Origin of the sequence: Gibbsiella quercinecans (assembly GCF_002291425.1) — a bacterium.
In the GTDB taxonomy this organism is placed as follows: Bacteria; Pseudomonadota; Gammaproteobacteria; order Enterobacterales; family Enterobacteriaceae; genus Gibbsiella; species Gibbsiella quercinecans.
Genome location: NZ_CP014136.1, coordinates 2,080,014 through 2,103,914, shown reverse-complemented (window position 1 = coordinate 2,103,914; position 23,901 = coordinate 2,080,014). Strand labels below are relative to the sequence as shown.

Below are 23,901 nucleotides of genomic sequence, written 5' to 3'. Positions count from 1 at the left end.
GTTATGGTCAGTATTCTGCGGTAAAACGCGCGATCTCATCCGGCAGTTGGTACATTGAACTGATCACCACATTCGCCCCCGCAGCCTCGAGCTTCTCTTTATGGCCTGTATAGGTGTGGGCACCGCCGGTAAAACCGATGACATACATGCCGGCCCGGTGCGCAGCCATCACGCCATGCACGGAGTCTTCGATGACCACGGTTTGTTCTGGTTTGGCTGCCATCTTCTGCGCGGCATGCAGGAAGATATCCGGCTGGGGCTTTGAGCGGCCAGGGCCGAGATCGACCGCCGAAAATATATTGGGCGCAAACAAAGGCGTTAAACCCACTAGAGACAAGACAAAATCTACGTGTTCTTTGCTTGAGTTTGAGCAGATGCATTTTGGGGTGGTTATTTTGCTGATGACTTCATCGGTTCCCGCGATTCTGGTCAGTTTTTCCTGGAGCTGTTTTATCAGGTTGCTGGAGAACTCCGGGTGAATGCCGCTGGGGATAGTAACGTGTTTGTTTGCCTTGACCTTATTGATGAGATCACCCCAGGCAAGCCCGCTGTACTCCGTGGTGAACTCTTCAAAGCTAATATCCACGCCGTATTTGTGTAACAGGGATATTGCCAGTTTTATACCTACATATTCTGAATCAACAAGTACGCCATCGCAGTCGAAAATCACCAAATCCGGTTCATTAGCCATTTGCATTACCTAAAAGCGAGACTGGCCGTAGATTATATAATCTGGCGGCCAGTTAATCAAAGTATATACCCGCTATACATCCAGCCGCAGACGCGTTGTTAACGGTAACAACGTATTATCCTGCAACTTGAATTATTTTGGTTATATAATATTATTTTAATCGATCATTTATTTTCTGTATTTAGCCAACAGCTGTTGGATATCCCGTAAACGCGATACGGCAATAGATGATAATTTTTCTTTGGAAATATTTCTGTCAAGAGAAATACAATCTTTCCACAGCGAGCGCCCGGCGATAACGCCGGATGCGCCGTTTCTCAGGGAAATATCTACCTGCTTGAGGAAGGTGCTGTGATCCACGCCCGCAGACAGCACCGCCCAGGGAATATCACCGCAGATTTCGGTGACTTTCGCACAGGCTTCCTCGGTGCCTGGATAGGGGATTTTCAGCACCTTAGAACCGCATTCGATACAGGCTTTGCAACCTTCCTGAATCAGCTGCGGAATTTTACGCTCGAACTCTTCCTTACTTTCGTTTTCCAGTTTATAGGTGAGAAACTCAACCACCAGAAACAGATCCTCACGGGCGAAATCTTCGATAACTTCACGCAAGGTCGCCAGATTAGCGGTGTTTGCCGCTGGCGTATCCATGCGTAAATAGATCATGATTTTGCCACCGGTGGCGCCCAATTCACGCACTTTGCGCGCGTTCACGCCTTCCACCATGGTTGATATGCGGTAGCCTTCAGGTGACGTTTCCCAGCCAGAGGCATCCAGGCCGACGAGCAGCCCGGTATTGCGTGGCAAAATGCCCTCATCAATAATGCCGGGCACTGCACAAAGCGGATCAAGCAGCACACATCCTGCTTCAGCAGCCAGATAACGGGTGATGTCGTATTTGGTTTTTCCCAGCGTATCGTTGCTGATTTGCGCCTGTTCTTCCGGAGTGCCTGCCAGCAGTGTTCTCATGCCGCCGCGCTGATCGCAGGCAACAACCATCATTGATCCGGCAGCATCACAAATCATTTGGTAACCACGGCGTTCTGCAGTTGTCATCGTGTTCATTCGTTAACTCCTCATGCAATAGGGATATCCTGCATCTTTCAAGCTGCGTATGCGCAGGGGCTCCCCCCAGGCTCTTAATTAAATAAGTTCCTGTAGGTTTATTCCGCCGCCCTGCGTGCCACTTGAAATCTATTGGATATGATTTTTAAGCGAAATTTAAACTACGTGATTGCTGACCCATAAAATCAGGCCTTCATTATCTATTTCCGCATCCTGATCGACGGTATATATATCGCCGATCCCCATAGGTTGCGCTTTATGGGCTAAACGCATCAATTCAGGAATATATTCTTCACCCGGGTGCCCTTTAACACGGCGGGTACAGCGCGATTTGTAGCGATCCGCCACCCGTTCCGGTGATATTTTATTCCAGATCTCAATGGTTTTTTTTGCCCCGCACAGTTCCAGATAGTCTGCCAAAACAGATTTTTCACGGAAGCCGAACCAGGCATCCAGTATAAATACACTGTCTGGTGGGGCGATTTTCACAATATTGAACATGGATTCATAAGCAGCATATCCGAGCTTCCTGTTCAACGGCCTATCAATAATTTCAGAGAATTGAACCATAAAAGGCTCTTTGATCTCATCAATGCTTAATACAGGAATATTAAAACGTTCAGCAATAATCCGTGAGACTGAACTTTTTCCTGATGCCGGTATGCCATTAACTAAAATCAGTTTTTTCATAATAACCCAAGAATTTCATCAATTGTTGTGGCTCGTCTGATTTGAGATAGCGTATCTTCTTTTTCCAATAGACCTACGATTGATGCGATGCCATCAGTGATATGTGCGTCACCGTCAACACCACCAAACATAATGACAATATCCACGGGTTCGCTGTCATTAATGGACACGGGTTCGCTGAGCGTCATCATACTAAAGCAATTTTTCAGCACGCCACATTCCGGCCTGGCATGAGGGATTGCTATACCTTCATCAAATACATAATATGCCCCGTATTCCAGCGTGTTTTTAATGACTGCTTTCGGATACTCCGGTGTAATAAATCCCCCTTCGATTAATGGCTTTGCGGCCTTGTTAATAATGTCTTCCCATGAGCAACTGTTTATTCTTACCTGAATATACGGATTCTCTGATAGAAACGCTCTGATGCTCATAAGCCCTCATATATTTTTGCGAATGGTATTTCGTAATTCATCGATTTTCACGAAAATATCATCAATTTTATCCCGATGACGCGTGCTGCCTGAGAATATATTGATGGCCTGGTTATATTTAACCATCAGCTGTTTCTGGGTCGTATTATCAGCAGGGTTCTGCGATAAGCGCTGCTCCAGATCTGATAATTCCTTTTCGATGACTGCTGCAGACTCATCGTTTGCATTTTCTGCCTTCGGCTCCGCGGAGCTGAAGAGATTTTTCAACTTTGAGAACATAACGCCTCCGCACATCTTTTCTAACGTGGTGCAGTGCCTATCACGTTAATTAGCCCGTTTATTTCGTCAGTTTTCGGTTTGCCAAATAGGCAACGATAGCGACAAAGGCGATGAAGCCCACCACGAACGGCCAGTCATTCTGGAAAGCATGGCCGAGCACCAGACCGGTACTGATGACATCGGAATCACTGAAGGTCACGCCGACAAAGCCGAAGGTTTCGAGCAGCGGCACCAGGATTGCCGGTAAGAACGTGATAAATAACCCGTGGACCACCCCACCGATAATCGCGCCTTTTCTGCCGCCCAACGCGTTGCCAAACACCCCGGCAGCGCCGCCGGCAAAGAAGTTGGTCAACAGGCCGGGCAGGATCATGGCGAGACCGAACATCGGGAAGATGATCATCCCCAGAATCGAACCGACGGTGGTGGCCAGGAACCCGACGATGACCGCATTCGGCGCATAGGGGAACAACACGGGGCAATCAAGCGCGGGTTTGGCATTGGGCACCAGGCGCATGGCGATACCGCGGAAAGCCGGGACCAATTCATTCAGCAGTAAGCGCACGCCGCTATACAGCACAAAGACACCGGCGACAAATTGCATGGATTGCATGAATGAATACATCAGGTAATTGGTGCCATTGGCATACTGGGCAATGTATGCCGGGCCGGCGAAAACGGCGGGAATAAGGTACATTGGCACCATAATGACCGCCATCGACAGGTAAGTGTCCTGGAGAAACTTGAAGTTATCAGGCAGTTCCAGATCTTCCGTCGATTTTGAGTTTTTACCCACGGCGCGTGCCACCGCCGCCTGCACCAGGTAACCGATGGTGCAGAAATGGCCCAGCGCAACATCGTCTGAATCGGTGATTTTGCGGACAATCGGCTGAGCCAATGCCGGCATCAGCACGGCCATAATGCCGCCGAATATCCCCCCGGTCAGAATCAGCGTTGCGCCGGTCAGCCCGGCCTTATAGCCAATGACCGTGCCGATGGTCGCCATCCAGAGCAGCGCCTGGCCCGTCAGAAAGATATATTTGAAGGGCGTAATGCGCGCAATGATAATGTTAACGACGAAGATAACCAGCAGTGTCATTGCCACCTGTGAACCCAGCTCGCGGTTTGCCAGGCCAGCGATGGCCGCAACATCCGTAATGTAGCCCTTCATGCCAAAACCACTGGTGAAGATGTTGTTGAGGAATGTCAGTGTCTCCACAATGATGTTGATGCCGGCCATCATGATCAAAAAGCCGAGCAGGGTTTTAAACGTACCTTCTAACGTTTTACCGACAGATTTTTTTTGCAGAATTAGGCCAATCATTGCGATTAACGCAATTAATATTGAGGCTTGGCCTAATAAATCCTTTACCAGGAAGTTAATTATAGCATCCACTTTATCACCTCATCTTTCAGATTGAGTTAATATAAGCCAGAATTTTTTCTTCTATTTCTCGCTTGTCTGTCAGCTTATTTAACACGATGACCTTTTTCATCTGTTCTTCGCTAGCATCCGAGTTTAAAATATCGGCAAACATTTTCTGTGTCAGAATAATATCGTATTTAAAGGATGTGGCTTCGGATACCGTTGTATGGTTTATCTCGGCATCAATACCTAGCTTTTGTAATACGGACTTTGCGCTCATCTCAATAGCAAAGCTTGAGCCGAGGCCGCAGCCACATACGCAGAGTACTTTGAGCATATTATTACCTCATATAAGGTTGTTTATTTTTGCAAGTTTGTAGATATTGCTATCTTTATCAACTAACCGTTTATCAGAACTTTCAAGATCTATCGGTATAGCCTTATTATTATTGTTTATCACAATGATTTTATTGGTTAGGCCGGTGTTTATGCACCGAACCACTTCTTCAGCCAGAATGGCGCCTTGTATGATCTCCTCGCCGGTAGGCACGCCGCTTCGTAATCCAAACCCCAGAATGGTTTTTCTGATCCTGATACCAATCTTATGTTCGATTTTGCCGATCATGGTATTGATGGCCCCCTGAAAACCTGGGGTATATTCTCTGGTATAGCCCTCCGAACATAAAATAATGACGCTATTTTGTAGCTTGATCTTGCTTTTGATCTTCTCCGCAAGAATATCAATATCCCATGGTGATTCAGGAATCAGCGCGATGTCCGCATTGCTTTTTAACGCCGCCTGCAGGGTCAGTTCACCGCAGTAACCGCCGAGCAGCTCTATCATGAACACCCGGCCCGGCAACCCGCGCCCGGTGTTTCTTAACTTGCCCACCTCGCTGATAACCTGCTCGCACGCGGTGGAAAAACCAATGGTGTAGCTGTTGCCGGTAATATCGTTATCAATGGTCATCCCAATGCCGTAACAGCTAATGCCATATCCGCACAGCGTTTTTAAAAACTGGAAAGATCCATCGCCACCCGCCATGATCAAAGCATCGATCTTTCTGTGACGTATGTTTTTGGCAATCTTTTCATAGTCAGCTTTTTTACATTTGTCTTCTTTCCTGCCGGACGAAATCAACGGCATTGGCGAAATTGAAAAATCAACCAGATCGCGCCATGAGATCTCTTTGAACCTATTTTCTATCAGGCCATTAATGCCACCGTCGAAAATCACTATTTCAGATTCGGTCATTCGGCTAACCTGAAACAGGAAATTATTTATGCCGCTGACATCACCACCACTAATGACCAAACCTATTTTCATGTGATGACCTCAGTTCCAATCCTTCGCCTTGAATGTGAATTGATTGTTGATAATCGATGGAATCGTTTTTTTGACATATGTCACATTTATTCAACGTGAGACGCCAGTGTCACCTCTTGACAGCGGTTTTATGGGTGTAAATATGTGATGAAGATCACTTTATTTCCTGGCTTGGTTTTGAAAATTAATCTGTAATTGTTTGTTTTTTATTATCTTGTTTGTTGTTTCTCAAAAAAGCGTGGAGCGGCGGTTTTTCCCCGTATTTCTGTTTTTACTTTTGTGAGTTATTTCACATTTACTTTTCACTTTCAGCGATCTTATTTTTAACCGGAGAATACGCCTATTAATAATGTGTATTTCCCCACAAGTGAAAAAACGTGGTTGTGGCCGGAACTCAATGATTATGCATTTTTATTAATATTCTCGGCACCGGCCTGTCATTTCTCAGTAGGATCCGTGGGTTCATGATGATCGCACGCGTTATCCCATCAGGTAAATTTATGTGATGGGAGCGTTTTATCCCCTGTTGGCCGGCCATGATATAGGGGCAGGGCACCGCCGGACTGATAACCGGAAAAGATGAGATCAATACGGCGCTTTTTGCGCCGGGGTGAGCTGCATCATGTTGGCACGGGCACTGCTCAATGGCGGTGCAGAAACGTACAGAACGGCGAAGCCTGGTGCTGACTTTTTCGAGACATCTAATTTATCTATCTGTTTTAACTATATATTTAATAAATGGCTCATATTTTGCACTGTTGGATTTATGTATCTTTGGATCCAATGTGACGAATAAATATGAAAACAGATGCCAACGTTCTCCTTTCTCTTACGGCTGACGATTTCTCTGGCTCGGTTGCTGCCAGCGCTGAAGATGAAGCCTATCGATATTTGCTCGATGGTATCTGTCGTGGCCGGCTGCCACAGGGCGCGCGCCTGATTGCGGAAGATATCGCCACTGAATTACAAATGAGCCGGATGCCGGTGAGAGGCGCATTCAAGCGTTTGGCGGCAGAGCATTTGCTCACCTTAAGGCCGAACCGCGGCGCCGTCGTCAGTGGCCTGAATCAGGCGCAAATGCGTGAGGTGTTTGAAATGCGCGCGGTCCTTGAAGGGTTGGCCGCGCGAATTTCCGCGCCGTTGCTTACGGCGAAGCATATTGCCCATATGCACCGGCTGTTGAGCCTGATGGAGGACGAGCCCCACGATCCTTACGACTGGGTAAATCATCATCGGGTATTTCATGAGTTTATGTGTAGCTTTAGCCAACGGCCCCGCCTGATGCGCCAGATAAGCCTGCTTAATTCTTCTATCGCGCCTTATATGCATCTGTGGCGCCAGCAGCTTAGCCAACCGACGGACGATCGCGCTACGCATGCCGCGTTGATTGATGTACTTGCCTCCCGGGATCCGGATGCCGCCGAACGGGCGATACGGCAACATGTGGAAGAAACAATTCCTTTATTAAACAGTGTATTAAATTGATTTTCCCAGGGTGTTCTCACAATTCACTGACTTGTGGAGGTTTTCATGTCTGTTCGTCTCGTTCAACTTTGTGCGTTATCCGTACTGTTCGCGGCCCAGTCCGCACTGGCAGCCATCACGATCCCTGAAAGATTCCAGCATGTTGACAGGATCACCCTGTGCGGCGGCATGGACTCACCGCCCATTGGCTTTTCCAACGCGCAACAGCAATTGGAAGGTGTGGTGGTTGATTTTGGCAATGAGATCGCCCGCCGGTTGGGCAACAAAAAGATCAACTGGAAGATCATCCCTTTTTCCGGGCTGATACCGGCCTTATTGGCAAAACAGTGCGATATGTTGGCGGATCAATTGTTCGACAAACCGGAACGCCGTGAGGTTATTGATATTGTTAACTATATGTATTCGAGCCAATCGGTGGTCGTTCCGCACGGGAATCCCAAAAATATCCACAGCATTGATGATTTGGCTGGAAAAAAGGTCGCTGTGCTGAACGGTTCCACGATCCGTTCGTTACTGGAAGAGGCCAGCCATAAGCTCACTGCCGCGGGCAAGCCGGCCATCAACCTGGTGGTGTTTAATACCGATGTCGACGCCTTCCAGTCATTGCGTATTCAACAAACCGATGCATACGGCACCACGGTGGAAACGGCAGGTTATTACCAGGCAATGGCGCCAGGTATGTTTGAAAGCGCCGTGCCCGCATTCGCCAAAATTCTGACGGGCTTTGGGTTCCGCAAAGACGATAAAGCCTTCAGCGCCGCAGTGCAGCAAATCCTGGCCGATATGCAGGCCGATGGCAGTTATCAGAAACTGCTTGATAAATGGCATATCAGTGGTGATTCATTACAAGCGGGCCAATCATCATGAACTTTCAATGGGATATCTTTTGGCAGTATCTATTGAAACCAAGTGACGTGTACTTATATGGGCTGTGGTTAACGGTCATTATCGCCGTCAGCGCCATGCTGCTGGGAGTAGTCTTTGGTTTGCTGGCTGCGCTAATGCGTCTTTCCTCACGCCGTTTGCTGCGCTACCCGGTTCAATTTTATGTTTGGCTGATGCGCGGAACTCCACTTCTGGTGCAAATCGCATTTCTTTATACCGCGCTTGCGGCCGGCGGTATTTTTAATTTCCGCGACATTCAGTTGGGGCCTATTTTAGTGCCGGGTAATATTCAGGCCGCTATTTTAGCGCTGGCGCTCAATGAAGGCGCTTATATGGCCGAAATCATTCGCTCTGGCCTTAGCGCTGTCGATAAAGGCCAATATGAAGCGGGAAAATCTCTTGGCATGAACTTCCCGGGAATCATGCGCCGCGTCATTCTGCCGCAGGCTTTCCGCGTCATGATCCCGGCGATCGGCAATGAGTTTAACGTTATGTTGAAAAACACCACGCTGGTCAGCGTGATCGGTGTGCAGGAATTGCTGCTTAGCACGCAGATGATTACTTCAGCGACGTTCCGGGTTTTCGAGCTGTATTTGGTTGTGGCGATTTATTTCCTGGTGTTGACCTCGCTGTGGGGCGTATTCCAGGGGTGGTTAGAAAGACGTTATTCCACGGATGTTCGCCGGGTTTCGGCGATGCAGCGGCTGTTGGGTGAGAAATACGTAAAGTTACTGCGGGGGCGCTAAAAATGACCGAACCCTCAACGGATATCGTGATCTCCGTGAAAGATCTGCATAAATCGTTTGGCGATGTCGAGATTCTACGCGGCATTTCACTGGACGTGCATCGTGGGCAGGTCGTTGTGCTGATTGGCGCCTCGGGCTCTGGAAAAACCACGTTCATTCGCTGCATCAATTGGCTGGAAGAGGCTCAGCGCGGCACTATCCGGATAAACGGCCAACTGATGGGATATCGGGAACTGGCTGATGGCCGCCGGGTGCGGGACAAAGAGCGTAACATCGCTCGCCGCCGCCGGGATGTCGGCATGGTTTTTCAGCTATTCAACCTCTTCCCTCATATGACGGTGCTGGAAAATATTATTGAAGCGCCATTGCAGGTTGCCGGCGTTCCCCGTGATGAGGCCTGTGCGGATGCGATGCGGCTGCTGGCCAGGGTTGGTCTGCAGGATAAGGCGCACTGTTATCCCGCACAGCTCTCTGGCGGCCAACAGCAGCGCGTGGCTATTGCTCGCTCTCTGGCCATGAAGCCGCAGGCGATCTTGTTTGATGAACCCACCAGTGCCCTCGATCCGGAAATGGTGGGCGAAGTCCTGCAAGTGATGAAAGGGGTGGCCCAGGAAGGGATGACGATGGTGGTGGTGACGCATGAAATGGCTTTCGCCAGGGAAGTGGCTGATGTGGTGGTGGTCCTTCACCAAGGCGAATTGATTGAACAGGGTACGCCTGAACAAATTTTTGGGCACCCCACGCACCCTCGTACCCGTGATTTTTTGCGCCGCGTACTTTGATGATTAAGGGCATGTCATGTTTGAATTTTCCGCACACCGTTATCCTTATGCTTCCCAACGCCAGTGTGTTTATGCGCGAAATGGGATGGTGAGTACCACACAGCCTTTGGCCGCGCAGGTGGGTATTGAGATGATCAAGCGTGGGGGCAATGCGATCGATGCCGCCATTGCGGCGGCCATCACGCTGACCGTTGTTGAACCGACCGGCTGTGCCGTGGGCGGCGACGCGTTTGCTCTGGTTTGGGTTAAAGGGCAACTGCATGGCCTGGACGCCAGTGGATATGCGCCGGCGGAGCTCAGCATTGAGGCTTTGCACGCCAGAGGGCACCAGCGCATGCCGCTTTATGGCTGGGAGCCGGTCACCGTGCCAGGCTGCCCCGCTGCCTGGCGCGCGCTGTCCGCCCGTTTTGGCAAGCTGCCGTTTGGTGAATTGTTTAAACCCGCCATCAAACTGGCAGAAGAGGGGTTCCCGGTTTCACCGGTGGTCGCCCGGCAATGGCAGCAGGCGCTCGACAGCTATCAGCAACATTACACGCCGTTATTTGATGCCTGGTTTAACACGTTTTTGCTTGAGGGACGGGCGCCGCGTGCGGGGGAGATTTTCCGTAATCCGGATCTCGCCAAAACGTTACGTGAACTGGCGGCCAGCGAGGTGGAAAGTTTTTATCGCGGCGAATTGGCCCAGCGGCTGGTCGCCTTTTCCCGCGCAACGGGGGGCTATTTGTGCCCTAGCGATCTGCAGGCCTATCAGCCCCGTTGGGTTACGCCTTTGCGGCTGAACTATCGCGGTTACGATATTTGGGAAATACCGCCCAGCGGCCAGGGATTAATTGCGTTGATGACGCTGAACACGCTACAGGCATTTAACTTTAGCCAGCGTGATCATGAACTGACCTGGCACCGGCAGCTTGAGGCGATGAAAATGGCGTATGCCGATGGCCAGCATTACATCACGGATGCTGATGAGATGCGCCTGAGCGCGGAAACGCTGCTTTCCCCAGCGTGGGCAAAGCGCCGGCGTGATGAAATCACCCACCAGGCACAACCGCCGCAGCATGCGGAACCCCAGTCCAGCGGCACGGTTTACCTGGCCTGCGCGGATGGTGAGGGCAACATGGTGTCGTTCATTCAGAGTGCTTACCACGGTTTTGGCTCGGGCGTTGTGCTCCCTGGCAGTGGCATTGCTTTACAAAACCGCGGCTCGGAATTCAGCCTGGATCCGGCGCACGCCAACTGTTTACGGCCGGGGAAAAAAACCTTTCACACGATTATTCCCGGTTTTATCAGTAAAGGTGATTGCCCGCTAGGGCCATTTGGCGTGATGGGCGGCTATATGCAACCGCAGGGGCATGTACAGGTGGTGATGAACCTGATTGATTTTGGGCTGAATCCCCAGGCTGCGCTTGATGCGCCGCGCTGGCAGTGGCTGGGGAATATGCAGGTAGGCATTGAGCAACATACGCCGCAAGATCTGGCATTAGCGCTGGCACAGCGCGGCCATCAGGTCCGCATAGACTGCGACTCGCAGGACTATGGTCGGGGGCAAATTATTCTGCGCGATCCCGGCAGCGGTATCCTGTGTGGCGGCTGTGAGCCACGGGCTGATTCCTGTATCGCCGTGTGCTGAAAATAACTTGTGGAGCGGGGCAGGCCGTTGCCATTTTGCCCCGCACCGTTATGCATTGAGTACCTCCGGGATAAATAAACGAGGCCGTGCACCGTTTCGCTTTGATTATCGATGGCAACCCCTTATCTGGGGGTAAATTCTAATTATGATAAAAGATCAGTATAAAAAACTGATTTATTTTCTGACAGGATTCGGGGTGTAAAGCCATTTTTGGAAAGTGTATTTATATTACGCCTCTCACGAACGACCTTCTATTCGTCGTTATACGGTGGTTTTATCCTTATTTTTAATCACTATCGGAATAATGTTTTGATGATTTTTCCTTGACTGTGGTGGCTTTTATTTGTGCAGAAATTCAGTAGTATATGCTTCGTGGAACGAAGTTAATGTTTTATTTTTTCTTATTCACTTCATGTTGGAGCGCAGTTAATTAGCGTTTACGCGTCAAGGTAAATGCTTTTATTGTCTGCTCGTTTAGTCTTCTATTTTTCTTTTCTCATCGTATCAGTTTGCTATGGAAGGGCATGCTTATGATTAAAAGATGATTTTCCTCACCATAACACACAAATGGATTGATCTACCTCGGGATTCTCTATTCTGGGGCAGGTAGGGTATTAATTTTTTTATTGGTGAAAGAAGAATGAGTGTTCAATTATTAATTAAAGATATAAAAGGGAACGTTGTATCACAGCACTCCTTAAATTCAAACCATCCATTATCTTTGCGGGCGCCGCAACAGCCCGTTTTTTTCGAGATTCACAGTAGTGATGGCCATCCGCCCCGGGGGGTAAAGGTTGAGCAGTCCCACGGCGACTTGAAGCTGAAGATAGCTGATAAAAATGCGAACGAAAGCTATGACATCGTTATTGAAAATTTCCCAGCAACCGAACAGCCGGTGATTACCGCTGCGGGCGCAGATGGTGTGACCTACCCCTACAGTTATGATGTTGAAACCGGCCTCTATCTACTCCCAGAGAATTTTGCTGAGCCTCAGACCAGTGAACTCAGCCCAGAAACGTTACTCAGTGCCGGGAGCGCTCTGCTTAGTGCTGCCGCATTAGCCGTTGGTATCAGTGCCTATAATAAAAAAACAACGGTTGTTCGTTATGATGATGAAACAGCATCTGATAGCAGCACTGCTAATGAGAGCACGAATACCGGTGAAAGTAGCGGTGCGGTCTCTACCGACACGGCCTCCGATGCTGACACTGATGAAAGCGGCAGCACTGGTGACGATGCGGCTGCCGATAGCGGTACAGACGAAAGCGGCAGCACCGGCGGCGATGTGGCTACCGATAGCGGTACTGACGAAAACGGCAGCACCGGCGGCGATGCAGCTACCGATAGCGGTACTGACGAAGACGGCAGCACCGGTGACGATACGGCTACCAATATCGGCACTGACGAAGACGGCAGCACCGGCGGCGACGCAGCTACCGATAGCGACACTGACGAAGACGGCAGCACCGATGACGACGCATCTACCGATACCGACACTGACGAAAACGGCAGCACCGGCGACGACACGGCTACCGATACCGGCACTGGCGAAAACGGTAGCACCGACGACACGGCTACCGATAGCGGTACTGACGAAGATGGCAGCACCGGTGACGACGCAGCTACCGATACCGGCACTGGCGAAAACGGCAGCACCGGCGACGATACGGCTACCGATACCGACACTGGCGAAAACGGCAGCACTGATGACGATACGGCTACCGATAGCGGCACTGACGAAAACGGCAGCACCGACGATACAGCTACCGGCACCGACGAAAACGGCAGCACCGACGACACGGCTGCCGATACTGGCACCGACGAAAACGGCAGTACCGGTGACGACGCAGCTACCGAGACCGGCACTGGCGAAGACGGCAGCACCGGTGACACGGCTACCGATACCGGTACTGACGAAGACGGCAGCACTGGTGACGATGCAGCTACCGAGACCGGCACTGACGAAGACGGCAGCATCGGTGACGACGCAACTACTGATAGCGGCACTGACGAAGACGGCAGCACCGACGACGACACGGCTACCGATACCGGCACTGATGAAAGCGGCAGCACAGACGAAGACGGCAGCACCAGCAACAATAGCGGTATCATCATCGTCGATGACGCGGGCAATGCCATCAGCGACGGCGGTACCCTGGCCGACAACACCCCGACCCTGAGTGGCAGCGATCAGACGCCGGGCTCAACGGTGGTGATAAGCGACGGCGAAACCGTGCTGGGTGAAACGACGGTGGATGAAGAAGGCTCCTGGAGCTTCACGCCGGAAGCCGCACTGGTCGATGGCGAGCACGATCTGACAGTGACCGTTACCGATCCGGCGGGCAATACCAGCAGCGACACCCTCCATGTGATTGTTGATACGCTCGCGCCAGCAGGCGTAGATCCAGATGCGGTGACGATACTGGACGATGCCGGCACGTTAATTACCGCCGGTAGCCTAACGGCCAACAGTACGCCAGCTTTTGTTGGCGAAGGGCTGGAAGCCGGTACAACGGTCATCATTCGTGATAATGGCACCGTTTTGGCCGAGATCACGGTGGATGAAGATGGCAACTGGAGCTATACCCCAGATGCAGCGCTGGCTGAGGGGGAACATAGCTTTACCTTTGAGGTTGTCGATAACGCGGGGAACAGCAATGGCGAATCTGCGGCCATTGTACTGACGGTCGATTCCGTGGCGCCGGAGGGGGTGGATATCAGCACTGTGGTGATCACCGATGAAGCGGGTGATAACGTCAGTGCGGCCAATACGTTGCAAGATAGCAAAATCACCTTGAGTGGTAGCGATCTTGAGGTGGGCACTACGGTGACTATCTATGATAAGGGGAATACCATTGGTGAAACGACCGTTGACCAAGAGGGCAACTGGAGCTTCACCGTTAGCGATGGTCTGTATGACGGCAGCCACGAGATCACCTTTGCGGTGACCGATGCCGCAGGCAACAGCAGCGGTCAGTCTGAAACGCTTAACCTGGCAGTTAGCGCTGTTACCCTGACCGCCACCGACAATATCAGTTCTGGCGCGGCGATAGGCTTTTCCTACCCTACCTCGGTGGAAGAGGAAGGCACTGTCTTAAGCGATGGGGGACTGATCTCTTTCTATAACGTCATTGAAAGTGATGTGATTATTGTTGCCGATGGTACGGTTGCCGATCTGGCGATTAGCGCAACGTCTTCTGCACTCGTTGATTTGCTGAGTAGTTCCTCATTGGCATTGATGAAGTATGAGTCATCAACCGGGCAGTGGGTGAATGTGTCTGTTGATTCCGGCAGCAATTTGCTGGGGCTGTTCGGCCTTGGCGCCACCACCTCAACCATTGAAATAAATGGCCTCTCAGCCGGCAGTTATAAGTTGGTTTATACCAACAGTGGCTTGAATATCGGTGTGGGCTTCTCCGTTGACGTATCAAAGACAGTCTATACGCTGGCGGACGAAGCAACGTTGACCGACTATACCACCGCAACGGGCAATGTGATTGGCGATGCGGATAACGTGTACGGCAGTGATTCGATCCCGCACGCTGCATACACCACGGTGACTGCCGTCAGTTTCACCAACGCTGCGGGCGAAACGACGCTTATCGAGCTTGGTGAAACCGGGGCAACCTTGGTCGGGGAATATGGCTCGCTGACGATCAAGGCTGATGGCAGCTATGTGTATACCCCGATTGTCAATATGGCCAGCATTGGTAAAGTCGATACCTTTACCTATACGTTAACAGACTCCGCGACCGGTGAAACGTCTTCTGCAAATCTCTATATACAGATAGGCAGTGGAAATGAGGCGCTGACACTCTCGTGGGATCCCACGGATCCGAGTGCGATCGCGGTGACCGATAGCGTGTCGAACGATGTGGCGGATGCCAGCGTGCTGGTCACCTATCATTCGTCCAGTGTGGCCACCAGCGATCTGGCGGTGAAAAGCGCTGCTACGGTATATAGCGACAGCTTTACCCTGAATGCGGCCGCCGATCTGGTGTCTGGTTCGTTAACGCTCGTTACTGCGTCAGGGTTCCTGGGGCTGGAAACATTCTCCCAAGATATGACGATCACTTATTCGTTGCAGATGCTTAATAGCAGCGGCAGTTGGGTGACGGTCAGCAGCCAGCAAATAACGGTGGCCTCGGGTTTGCATAGCAAGGAAACCGTGCTGGATCTGGATTTGTCGTCGCTGAATTATACGGCTGGAGGAGATTACCGCATTGCTGTAACCACCTCTGGCGCGAATAATGAACTGACGTTAAATATGGCGGCGCAGGTTGTCAGCTCTACCGAATATGTGATTTCAGGCAGTACGCGGGCAACGGGCAACGTGCTGACCGATGAAGGCACCGACGGCAGCGTTGACGTGTTAAGTTCGATCTATACCAAGATGTATGCCAAAGCGGGGGATAGCGCAGGAGATCAGACGGTCGACAGCAGCTATACCTATGTTACGGAAAGCGGCGTATCGCTTGTTGGCGAATATGGCACGCTGGTGCTGTACAACAACGGCGCCTACACCTATACCCCGAATCTTACTTCTTTGCCTGGCGGTACGCAGGACGTATTCACCTATGCGTTAAAAGGCGCTAATGGCGAGGTAGTGACCGCAACGGTGACGATCAATCTAGGGGTCAGCGTGGACGGTAGCAGCGGCGGCGCGCTGGTCTTCTCGGGTACCGAAACGGATGACGTTTTTGCTATTTATGACACTGATTTTGTCTCCGTGGATGGAGGAGAAGGCCGTGATACGCTGGCCTGGCATGGTAACGGTGAACTGGTATTGAATAGCATCGCGGACAAGGTCAGCAATATCGAGGTTATCGATCTGCTGTCCGGCACCCAGGCGGATAACCTGGTGATCGCGGTACAAAGCGTTGTTGGTGTCACCAACGGCGAGAATACGTTGTATATCACGGGTGAGGCCGGCAATACCGTCACGTTGCTCGACAGTTGGGTGGGGAGTGGTAGCGTGGTGGTCGATAGCGTGACTTATACGCACTATGTCGCCACGGCGGAAGATGGCAGCGCGGTTCATCTTTACGTGCAAAAAGATATCGCCTTGTCCTCTACCGTTTATCAGGACAGCACCAACGGTGCGGTGTATGAGGTGGCTAGCGGTAGCAGCCAGGCGATCACCGGTACCGTCGATGACGATACCTTCAACGTTAATGACACAAGCTTTGCTAGCATTGACGGAGGCGCAGGCAAAGATACGCTGGTCTGGAATGGTTCCGGCACCTTATTGCTCAGCGATATCGCCAGCAAAATCAGTAATATCGAAGAAATTGATCTGCTGAATAACGGCGAAGCGGATAACCTGGTCATCACGGCGCAGAATGTGGCGGACATTACTGACGAGTACAACACGCTGTATGTTAAAGGCGCGGCTGGCGATACCATGACCTTGAGCGGTAGCTGGCAGTTGTCCGGCAGCGTGGTGGTCAACAACGCCAGCTATATTCACTACACCAGCACCACTGCTAGTGGTGAAACGGTGCACTTGTATATCGACAAGAATATACAACTTAGTGCAACCGAGAGCGTATCGGAAACCAACGCGGCGGATATCACCGGGCAGGTAAGCCTGGTCAGCGATCACGTTGCCAATACGGCCACCATGCAAGAAGCAAGCAGCAGCTTTACCAGCGATAGCTTTACGGTGCAGGACAGTAGCGATTTGCAAACGATCGGCCTGAGCGTTTCGGGCTCCATCAATGGCGGCAACACTGTCACCGTTGCCTGGTCGCTGCAGGTCTACAATACGCAGACTTACACGTGGCAAACGGTGGAAAACGGTAGCCAGGCTGTCACCAGCGCCAGTGCGTTAAATATTGAACTTAATGGTTTGGGCGCTGGCACCTACCGCATTGTGGTGGACAGCACGCAGAGCGGCTACAGCGGTTTATTGTGGCAAACCACCTACAATACGCTCAACGTTGCGGTGAATGTCAGCATTGTCAGTACCACCGATTATGTGGTGACGGCCAGCTCGAACGTCGGCGGCTCCGTCTTCGCCAACGACGCAACCAGCGACGGGAGCCAGTTAGTGGTGAAATCGGTTGCTGCCGGCATTGTCACTGCGGCGGCAAACTACTCGCTGGTGAGCGTTGCGGGTACCAGCATCGCCGGGACTTACGGCACGTTGATCATCGCCAGCGATGGCAGCTACACCTATACGCTCAATAGCGGCTCAGTGATTCAACTGGCCGGCAGCGAAGATTCATTTACCTACGTCCTGTCTGATGGTTCGACAAAAACGCTGGTGATGACGTTAGGCGTCTCGGTAGACGGCGCCGAAGGCGGCGAGTTGATTTTTGCCGGCTCGGTGGGGGATGACAGTTTCACCATTTACGATACCAACTTTACCTCGCTGGATGGTAAGTCTGGTATCGATACGCTGGTATGGAACGGCAGCGGTGATCTGCAACTTGGTACTATAGCCGATAAGGTAAACAATATTGAAATCATTGATTTGCAAAGCAATGACAGTGCGGCGGCGCTGATATTAACCGCCGACGATATTGTGAGCGTTACCGACGACAGCAATACGCTGTATGTGCGTGGCGGCAGTGAGGATTCCCTCTCACTGCAAGGGGTTTGGGTGGTTAGCGGTGTGGAAACGCTGAATAACCTGACGTATACGCTCTATACCAGCACTACCCTTGACGGTATCACGGTGAATCTGTACGTCCAGGAAGGGCTAACCTTCAATGAGCTGAACCAAGAGATCGTTGCCAATAGCCTTCTGCCAGAGGACGACGCGGGCAACCTGTCGGTGGTGTCCATTAGCCAGAATGGCGAAGTGGTGGATGTCACAGAGGGCGTAGGCAGCCTGAAAGGAGCATACGGCACGCTGTCAATCGATAGTGAAGGCCACTATTCCTATATCGTGGATGATGCCTATGCCCATAGCGGGCTGGTGGAAACCTTTACCTACGCCTTATCGGACGGCAGCAGCGCTACGCTGGCCTTCAATCTGGGTGTGGATGTCGACGGCAGCGAAGGCGGTGAACTGACCTTTACCGGCACCAGCGGCGCAGACATCTTTGACGTTTACGATACTGACTTTATCTCCATCAACGGTGGGGACGGCAACGATACGCTGTCTTGGCACGGCAGCGGTACGCTAAACCTGAGCATTATCTCCTTGAAGGTCAAAAATATTGAGGAAATTGATCTGCTCAATGACGGGGAAAATGACAACCTCGAGATCAGTGCGGAAAGCTTGCTGAAAGTCACCGATGACAATAATACGTTATATGTCAGAGGTGCGGACGGCGATTCGATTACGCTGAATGGCACTTGGGAAGCCGCTGGCTCGTTATTGGTGAATGGCGTTACCTATAACCATTACACCAGTTCCACAACCGACGGCGCCGTTGTTCAACTCTATGTTGAGGATGACGTCACTATTGGTTAACCACCATTAATACGCAATAAATAACAGGCTGGCATTTCCGTGCCAGCCTGTTATTGCCACTGTTATAAGCGGTTTAAATATCCATTAGATAATTCAGGTTGTTTTAAAAACATCATGATAAGAAAATTAGTTACTGTGCTGTGTTTTATTAGCATGCCATGTTCATTTGCCGGCGAGAAAATCTCCTCGCCTGATAAACACCAGAATGACAGTGAAGCACCGGGTGGGTTTTGGGGCGTATTTTCAGCTATCCCAACCCCACAGAATATGCCGGCTGGCAGTAATGAACTGGCCGATAAATTACAGGTTTCTCCTGCGGAAATTGAATTGCGCCCGTTAGGAAAGCCACCACAAAGCCAACAAGCTGATCGCATGATTAACTGGCTGGATGCTATTCACGTTGCGGTTAATCGCCATCCTTCTATTATTAGCAGCGTCGCCTCCCTGGAATCTACCGGCTTTGGGGTGGAAGCGGCTAATGCGGGCTACCTTCCCAATATTTCTGCGGGGGTCACCTCTGGGCGCCAGGAAGATAAGGGCACCGGCCAGATAGCAACGCTTGGCCTATCACAGATGCTGTATGACTTTGGCAAAACCGGCAGCATGGTGGATCTGGCTAGCGCAAAGTTTCTGCGCCAACAGGCCAGCGTATTAGAGCAGGTTGACAGTATTATTCAACAGACGGCTCTGGCGCTGAACGAGGTATACCGCTACGCGCAATTGGTGGAAAACGCCAGGCTCCAGGTTGCTTCGCTACGTGATATTTTGAAATTAACGCAAATGCGTGCGCAGGCAGGGGCCAGCTCCCGTATTGATCCCGTGCAGGCGCAGGCGCGCGTTGAAGCGGCAGAGGCTCAGCAGCAAGAAATGGAGATCAAACTGCAGCAGGAAAGATTCCTGTTGCAATCATTGCTTGGCCAGTCGGTGGTGGAAGCGCAGCTGTCTGCGCCGCAGGATCTGTTGCCGTTGATTCAGCGCGAGGGGGAACGGGTCGATCTGAATAAAAACCCCACGGTGTTGGTAGCGCAGGCGGATGCAGTGATTGCCAAGGCGGAATTACGTAGTTATAAAGCGCAGCGTTATCCAACGCTTTCACTTGAGGCAAGTTCGAACAAATACGTCGGCAATATCGCTGACTACCAAACTCGCAGCCAATATAACAATGTCTACCTGTCGTTAAACAGTTCGATTTATCAGGGCGGCGCCCTGGTGGCGCAGGAAAACGCCAGTGCCAAAGCATTGGAAGCGGCGCGGACGACTATCGACAGCAAGAAAATACAACTAACCGACCAGCAGCGCAGCTATTACCATAATATCCTTGGTTTGCAGCGTAATATCAAAATTTTAAAAAAACGTATGGAAACTATTACCGAAACCCGTGCGTTATATCGTGAGCAATATTTGTCGTTAGGCAATCGCAATGCATTGGATCTGCTAAATGCCGAACAGGAAATCAGCCGGGCTCAGCTTGATCTTATTAATGCCGCCTGTGATTTGTGGGCCTCTGAATTAAACTATGTTGTGTTATCCGGTATGGCCAGGGACGTTTTTAATTTGAATAACAAGATTATTCATGGGTTACGTATTGCTCCGTAGAATAATTGAAGCTTGCTGAAGGTTAATGTAATGGATAAAGAAGATAATAACGGTAAGGCAACTGCCTCATCGGGCCATAAAATGCATTATGCTCCCTGGCTTGATGCGTTATTGCTGGTGGCGAAGCATTATCGCCTTGATGGCTCGCCCGAACGTGTGCGCGGTGAAGCCGAATGGCATTCACAGCATCAGCCGCAGGAGTTACTGATTGAAAACATGGCGCGCCAACTCGGTTTGCTGGTGATCTTTGAGCGCTTTCACCCCGGTATGTTGGATCCCTGGCGCCTGCCGTTGATCGCCGATTTTGGCGAACGCGGGGTTGGAGTGATCACCACCTGTGGCGATGACGGCAAGGTCACCGTTGTTCTCAACGGCGAAAAGCAGCTGCAAACAGTGCTGACCGCTGATGAGGTTGGCGAAAATGTTCAACGCGTGCTGTTGGTCAAGCCGGAAACGTCAATACCGGACGCCCGGGTGGACGACTATATCAAACCCTACCGCGCAGACTGGCTGTGGCAAACCATCCTGAAGGAGTGGCCGGGCTACGTTAACGTCATGTTTGCTTCACTTATTTCAAACGTGCTGGCGCTGTCGGCCATGCTTTTTACTATGCAGGTTTACGATCGGATTATCCCTTCGCAATCTGAGCCGTCGCTGTGGGTGCTGTTCGGTGGCGTGGCGATCGCACTGACCTTTGTTTTTATCATGCGCATTACCCGCACCCATATTTCAGACACCATCGGCAAACGCGCCGATCTGCGCATTTCCGATCGGGTTTTTGGCCACGCGCTGCGCATTCGTAATGATTTGCGGCCAAAATCGACCGGATCGTTCATTGCGCAAATTCGCGAATTGGAGCAGGTACGTGAACTGATCACCTCCACCACCGTTTCGGCCATGGCCGATCTCCCGTTTTTGGTGATTTTCCTGTTTATTCTTTGGTTGCTGGGCGGTGGATTGGTGTTGGTACCGCTGGCGGCCATTCCGCTGATTGTGATTCCCGGCCTGCTGGCCCAGCGCGCGTTGGCGCGGCTATCGAGAGATACCATGCGCGAATCTGCGGTCCGCAACGCGATGCTGGTGGAGTCTGTTCAAGGCATGGATGACATCAAACTGCTGCGTGCTGAACCCTACTTTCAAAATCAATGGAACCACCTGAACGAGGTCATCAGTAAGTCATCTAAAAAACAACGGTTTATTAGCGGCTTGCTGATGAGCTGGACCGGAGAAGTCCAATCGTTCACCTATGTCTGCGTGGTGCTGGTTGGCGCTTTCTGGGCGATGGAGGGCGAGATCTCAACCGGGGTGCTGATTGCATGCTCGATGCTCTCTTCGCGCATGATGGCGCCGCTCGGCCAACTGGCGATGATCTTGTCGCGTTGGCAACAGGCGAAAGTTGCGCGTGAAGGGCTGGAAAACCTGCTGCGGTGCGAAGTCGATCAGCCAGAGCGCGTTGTGCAGGTGCACCGGGCAAAAATCTTTGGCGACTACAGCCTTACGGCAGTCAGCTACCGTTACGATCCCACAGCCACCAGGCCGGTGCTAACATTGCCGCAGTTGACCATTAAACAAGGCGAAAAAGTGGCCTTGCTGGGCCGGAACGGCTCGGGTAAATCGACGCTATTGCAGATGCTGGCCGGCCTGCTACAGCCCAATGACGGGGTTATTTTGCTTGATGGCATCCGCCTGTCGGCCCAGGATCCGTTGGATGTCCGGCGCGACGTGGGCCTGGTGGGGCAACAGTCTTCGCTGTTTTTTGGCACCCTGCGTGAAAACCTGTTGATGGGCATGCCGTTGGCGACGGAAGAAGAGCTGGCGCAAGCGCTGGCGATCAGCGGCGCGATCGATTTTATCCGTAACCTGCCGGAAGGGCTCGATTATGTGCTGCAAGAAGGGGGAAAAGGCCTGTCCGGCGGGCAGAAACAGCAACTGCTGTTGGCGCGGGCGCTATTACGCCAGCCCAGCGTGCTGCTCTTGGATGAGCCGACGGCCTGGTTAGATGACGGTGTTGAAAAGCACCTAATCGAAAAACTGAGTGCCTGGATGGGCAACCGTACGCTGATTATCGCCACCCACCGCCCGGCGGTGATGCAATTAGTGGATAGGATCATTCTGCTCGATAATGGGAAAATTGTTCGTGACGGCACGAAGGCTGAAATGCTGATGCCTGCACCGGTAAAACCGGCAGCCGCGCCCCGCCAAGGGAAAGTGAACCTGGCCGCGCAGGGGGCTCCGCTATGAGACGTTTTGCACTTGCGCGGTTTTTGCCGTGGTTACGCCGCAGTAGCACCGCGTTGAATAGCCTGTTTTCATCGGGAGGGTTAATTGTTTGGTCGGTGCTACTGTTATTGCTGGCGCTATTCCTGTGGGCTTCAAACTTTGAATTGGATGAAGTCACCGTTGGCATCGGCAAAGTCGTGCCCAGCTCACATGAACAGGTTGTGCAGTCGCTGGAAGGGGGGATCCTGAAAGCGTTGATGGTGCATGAAGGGGATGTGGTTGAAGCGGGGCAGGTGCTGGCGTTGTTGGATCCCACCCAGCTCGAATCCGGCGTACAGGAAAGCACCTCGCGCCTGCGAGCCGCACTGGCGACGGTGGCCCGCCTACAGGCGGAAACGGAAAACCGTGAACTGCAGTTTCCATCTGAAGTCTTTGAGGATGAACACCTCGCGCTGGCGGAAACCGCGCTTTATCACTCGCGTAAAGAAAACCTGGCAAAAAGCCTTAGCGGGCTGCGTGAAGCGCTGGCTCTGGTTAACCGTGAGCTACGGTTAACTTCTTCTCTGGTGGCGAAAGGTGCGGCAAGCGATGTGGAAGTGCTGCGCCTGAAGCGCCAGGCGAATGAATTAGAGACGAAAATCCACGATACGCAAAACCAATATATGGTGCGCGCCCGCGAGGAATTGGCGAAGGCGAACGCCGAAGTGGCGGCCCAGCGTTCAATTATCTTCGGCCGCGCCGATTCCCTGAAGCGAACCACCATTATCGCGCCGGTGCGCGGGATTGTGAAAAATGTCGAAATTAATACGGTCGGCGGTGTGGTTCCGCCGCGCGGTAACCTGATGGAAATTGTTCCGTTGGATGAGCAATTGATGATTGAAGCAGAGATTGCTCCGCGCGATGTGGCATTTATCACGCCAGGCCAGCGTGCGGTGGTTAAACTCACCGCCTACGATTACCACATTTACGGCGGGCTGGAAGGCAAGGTCGCCTTTATCTCCCCAGATACCATTCAGGATGAGGTGCACAGAGACAAATATTTTTATCGTGTCTATGTGCGTACCGAGATGGATTATTTAGTGAATGCCGCAGGGAAAAAATTCCCGGTTTACCCTGGGATGATTGCCGTGGCGGAGATCCACACCGGCAGTAAGACCATCATTGATTATCTTTTGAAACCGCTGAACCGCGCAAAAGAGGCGTTACGCGAAAGGTAATGCATTCATGGCAAGGGGGAATGCGTGCTTCCCCCGGCGCCGATATGCTGGCTTCACACTCTGGG

General features: G+C 51.6%; 17 protein-coding genes. 9 read left to right on the top strand and 8 right to left on the bottom strand.

Translation table 11 applies throughout. From position 1 onward, the window contains the following. Positions 1 to 7: 7 nt before the first annotated feature. The 8 genes from ACN28Q_RS09780 to ACN28Q_RS09745 form a co-directional block, all read right to left on the bottom strand. Positions 8 to 691, bottom strand: coding sequence for an HAD family hydrolase (locus tag ACN28Q_RS09780; RefSeq protein WP_165907120.1), 684 nt, complete (start codon positions 689 to 691; stop codon positions 8 to 10). Positions 692 to 859: 168 nt separating this feature from the next. Further along, positions 860 to 1,756 carry a tagatose-bisphosphate aldolase gene (locus tag ACN28Q_RS09775; RefSeq protein ID WP_095846172.1) on the bottom strand — a complete coding sequence of 299 codons (897 nt, stop codon included), beginning with the start codon at positions 1,754 to 1,756 and terminating at the stop codon, positions 860 to 862. Between the two features lie 156 nt (positions 1,757 to 1,912). Then, on the bottom strand, positions 1,913 to 2,446 hold the full coding sequence (locus ACN28Q_RS09770; RefSeq protein ID WP_095846171.1) for an AAA family ATPase: 534 nt from the start codon (positions 2,444 to 2,446) through the stop codon (positions 1,913 to 1,915). Beyond that, positions 2,443 to 2,880 carry a PTS sugar transporter subunit IIA gene (locus ACN28Q_RS09765; RefSeq protein WP_095846170.1) on the bottom strand — a complete coding sequence of 146 codons (438 nt, stop codon included), beginning with the start codon at positions 2,878 to 2,880 and terminating at the stop codon, positions 2,443 to 2,445. Before ACN28Q_RS09765 ends, ACN28Q_RS09770 begins: the two co-directional genes overlap by 4 nt. A 6-nt stretch (positions 2,881 to 2,886) precedes the next feature. Further along, the gene (locus tag ACN28Q_RS09760; RefSeq protein ID WP_095846169.1) at positions 2,887 to 3,159 is read right to left on the bottom strand and encodes a hypothetical protein; all 273 of its coding nucleotides are present in this window, start codon (positions 3,157 to 3,159) and stop codon (positions 2,887 to 2,889) included. A gap of 58 nt (positions 3,160 to 3,217) precedes the next feature. Continuing rightward, positions 3,218 to 4,555, bottom strand: a complete 1,338-nt coding sequence (locus tag ACN28Q_RS09755; RefSeq protein WP_095846168.1) for a PTS sugar transporter subunit IIC — start codon at positions 4,553 to 4,555, stop codon at positions 3,218 to 3,220. A 16-nt stretch (positions 4,556 to 4,571) separates the two neighbouring features. Continuing rightward, positions 4,572 to 4,862 (bottom strand): PTS sugar transporter subunit IIB, encoded by a 291-nt coding sequence (locus ACN28Q_RS09750; protein WP_095846167.1) that lies wholly within the window; start codon positions 4,860 to 4,862, stop codon positions 4,572 to 4,574. Between the two features lie 9 nt (positions 4,863 to 4,871). After that, positions 4,872 to 5,852: a 6-phosphofructokinase gene (locus tag ACN28Q_RS09745; protein WP_095846166.1), complete on the bottom strand. Its 981-nt coding sequence runs from the start codon at positions 5,850 to 5,852 to the stop codon at positions 4,872 to 4,874. 798 nt (positions 5,853 to 6,650) lie between these two features. Here ACN28Q_RS09745 and ACN28Q_RS09740 point away from each other — a divergent pair. The 9 genes from ACN28Q_RS09740 (at position 6,651) to ACN28Q_RS09700 (ending at position 23,836) form a co-directional block, all read left to right on the top strand. Further along, entirely contained in the window at positions 6,651 to 7,337 is a 687-nt protein-coding gene (locus tag ACN28Q_RS09740; RefSeq protein WP_095846165.1) for a GntR family transcriptional regulator, read from the top strand. A gap of 45 nt (positions 7,338 to 7,382) precedes the next feature. Continuing rightward, entirely contained in the window at positions 7,383 to 8,204 is an 822-nt protein-coding gene (locus ACN28Q_RS09735; RefSeq protein ID WP_095846164.1) for an ABC transporter substrate-binding protein, read from the top strand. Further along, positions 8,201 to 8,968 carry an amino acid ABC transporter permease gene (locus tag ACN28Q_RS09730; protein ID WP_095846163.1) on the top strand — a complete coding sequence of 256 codons (768 nt, stop codon included), beginning with the start codon at positions 8,201 to 8,203 and terminating at the stop codon, positions 8,966 to 8,968. Before ACN28Q_RS09735 ends, ACN28Q_RS09730 begins: the two co-directional genes overlap by 4 nt. A gap of 2 nt (positions 8,969 to 8,970) precedes the next feature. Then, on the top strand, positions 8,971 to 9,750 hold the full coding sequence (locus tag ACN28Q_RS09725; RefSeq protein WP_095846162.1) for an amino acid ABC transporter ATP-binding protein: 780 nt from the start codon (positions 8,971 to 8,973) through the stop codon (positions 9,748 to 9,750). A gap of 85 nt (positions 9,751 to 9,835) precedes the next feature. Further along, positions 9,836 to 11,377, top strand: coding sequence for a gamma-glutamyltransferase family protein (locus ACN28Q_RS09720; RefSeq protein ID WP_230469516.1), 1,542 nt, complete (start codon positions 9,836 to 9,838; stop codon positions 11,375 to 11,377). 814 nt (positions 11,378 to 12,191) lie between these two features. Next, positions 12,192 to 18,803: a BapA/Bap/LapF family large adhesin gene (locus ACN28Q_RS09715; protein ID WP_165907121.1), complete on the top strand. Its 6,612-nt coding sequence runs from the start codon at positions 12,192 to 12,194 to the stop codon at positions 18,801 to 18,803. A 153-nt stretch (positions 18,804 to 18,956) separates the two neighbouring features. Further along, a complete protein-coding gene (locus ACN28Q_RS09710; RefSeq protein WP_230469517.1) occupies positions 18,957 to 20,399 on the top strand; it encodes a TolC family protein in 1,443 nt (480 codons plus the stop codon). A 30-nt stretch (positions 20,400 to 20,429) separates the two neighbouring features. Further along, positions 20,430 to 22,640: a type I secretion system permease/ATPase gene (locus ACN28Q_RS09705; protein ID WP_230469518.1), complete on the top strand. Its 2,211-nt coding sequence runs from the start codon at positions 20,430 to 20,432 to the stop codon at positions 22,638 to 22,640. Beyond that, complete coding sequence (locus ACN28Q_RS09700; RefSeq protein WP_095846159.1) at positions 22,637 to 23,836, top strand: HlyD family type I secretion periplasmic adaptor subunit; 1,200 nt, start codon at positions 22,637 to 22,639, stop codon at positions 23,834 to 23,836. The genes ACN28Q_RS09705 and ACN28Q_RS09700 overlap by 4 nt, the downstream gene beginning before the upstream one ends. The last annotated feature ends 65 nt before the right edge of the window (positions 23,837 to 23,901 follow it).

Excerpts from the sequence above, each read along its gene's own strand:
- ACN28Q_RS09780 (WP_165907120.1), bottom strand. The coding sequence starts at position 691 with ATGGCTAATGAACCGGATTTGGTGATTTTCGACTGCGATGGCGTACTT.
- ACN28Q_RS09775 (WP_095846172.1), bottom strand. The coding sequence starts at position 1,756 with ATGAACACGATGACAACTGCAGAACGCCGTGGTTACCAAATGATTTGT.
- ACN28Q_RS09770 (WP_095846171.1), bottom strand. The coding sequence starts at position 2,446 with ATGAAAAAACTGATTTTAGTTAATGGCATACCGGCATCAGGAAAAAGT.
- ACN28Q_RS09765 (WP_095846170.1), bottom strand. The coding sequence starts at position 2,880 with ATGAGCATCAGAGCGTTTCTATCAGAGAATCCGTATATTCAGGTAAGA.
- ACN28Q_RS09760 (WP_095846169.1), bottom strand. The coding sequence starts at position 3,159 with ATGTTCTCAAAGTTGAAAAATCTCTTCAGCTCCGCGGAGCCGAAGGCA.
- ACN28Q_RS09750 (WP_095846167.1), bottom strand. The coding sequence starts at position 4,862 with ATGCTCAAAGTACTCTGCGTATGTGGCTGCGGCCTCGGCTCAAGCTTT.
- ACN28Q_RS09745 (WP_095846166.1), bottom strand. The coding sequence starts at position 5,852 with ATGAAAATAGGTTTGGTCATTAGTGGTGGTGATGTCAGCGGCATAAAT.
- ACN28Q_RS09740 (WP_095846165.1), top strand. The coding sequence starts at position 6,651 with ATGAAAACAGATGCCAACGTTCTCCTTTCTCTTACGGCTGACGATTTC.
- ACN28Q_RS09735 (WP_095846164.1), top strand. The coding sequence starts at position 7,383 with ATGTCTGTTCGTCTCGTTCAACTTTGTGCGTTATCCGTACTGTTCGCG.
- ACN28Q_RS09730 (WP_095846163.1), top strand. The coding sequence starts at position 8,201 with ATGAACTTTCAATGGGATATCTTTTGGCAGTATCTATTGAAACCAAGT.
- ACN28Q_RS09725 (WP_095846162.1), top strand. The coding sequence starts at position 8,971 with ATGACCGAACCCTCAACGGATATCGTGATCTCCGTGAAAGATCTGCAT.
- ACN28Q_RS09720 (WP_230469516.1), top strand. The coding sequence starts at position 9,836 with ATGGTGAGTACCACACAGCCTTTGGCCGCGCAGGTGGGTATTGAGATG.
- ACN28Q_RS09710 (WP_230469517.1), top strand. The coding sequence starts at position 18,957 with ATGCCATGTTCATTTGCCGGCGAGAAAATCTCCTCGCCTGATAAACAC.
- ACN28Q_RS09705 (WP_230469518.1), top strand. The coding sequence starts at position 20,430 with ATGGATAAAGAAGATAATAACGGTAAGGCAACTGCCTCATCGGGCCAT.
- ACN28Q_RS09700 (WP_095846159.1), top strand. The coding sequence starts at position 22,637 with ATGAGACGTTTTGCACTTGCGCGGTTTTTGCCGTGGTTACGCCGCAGT.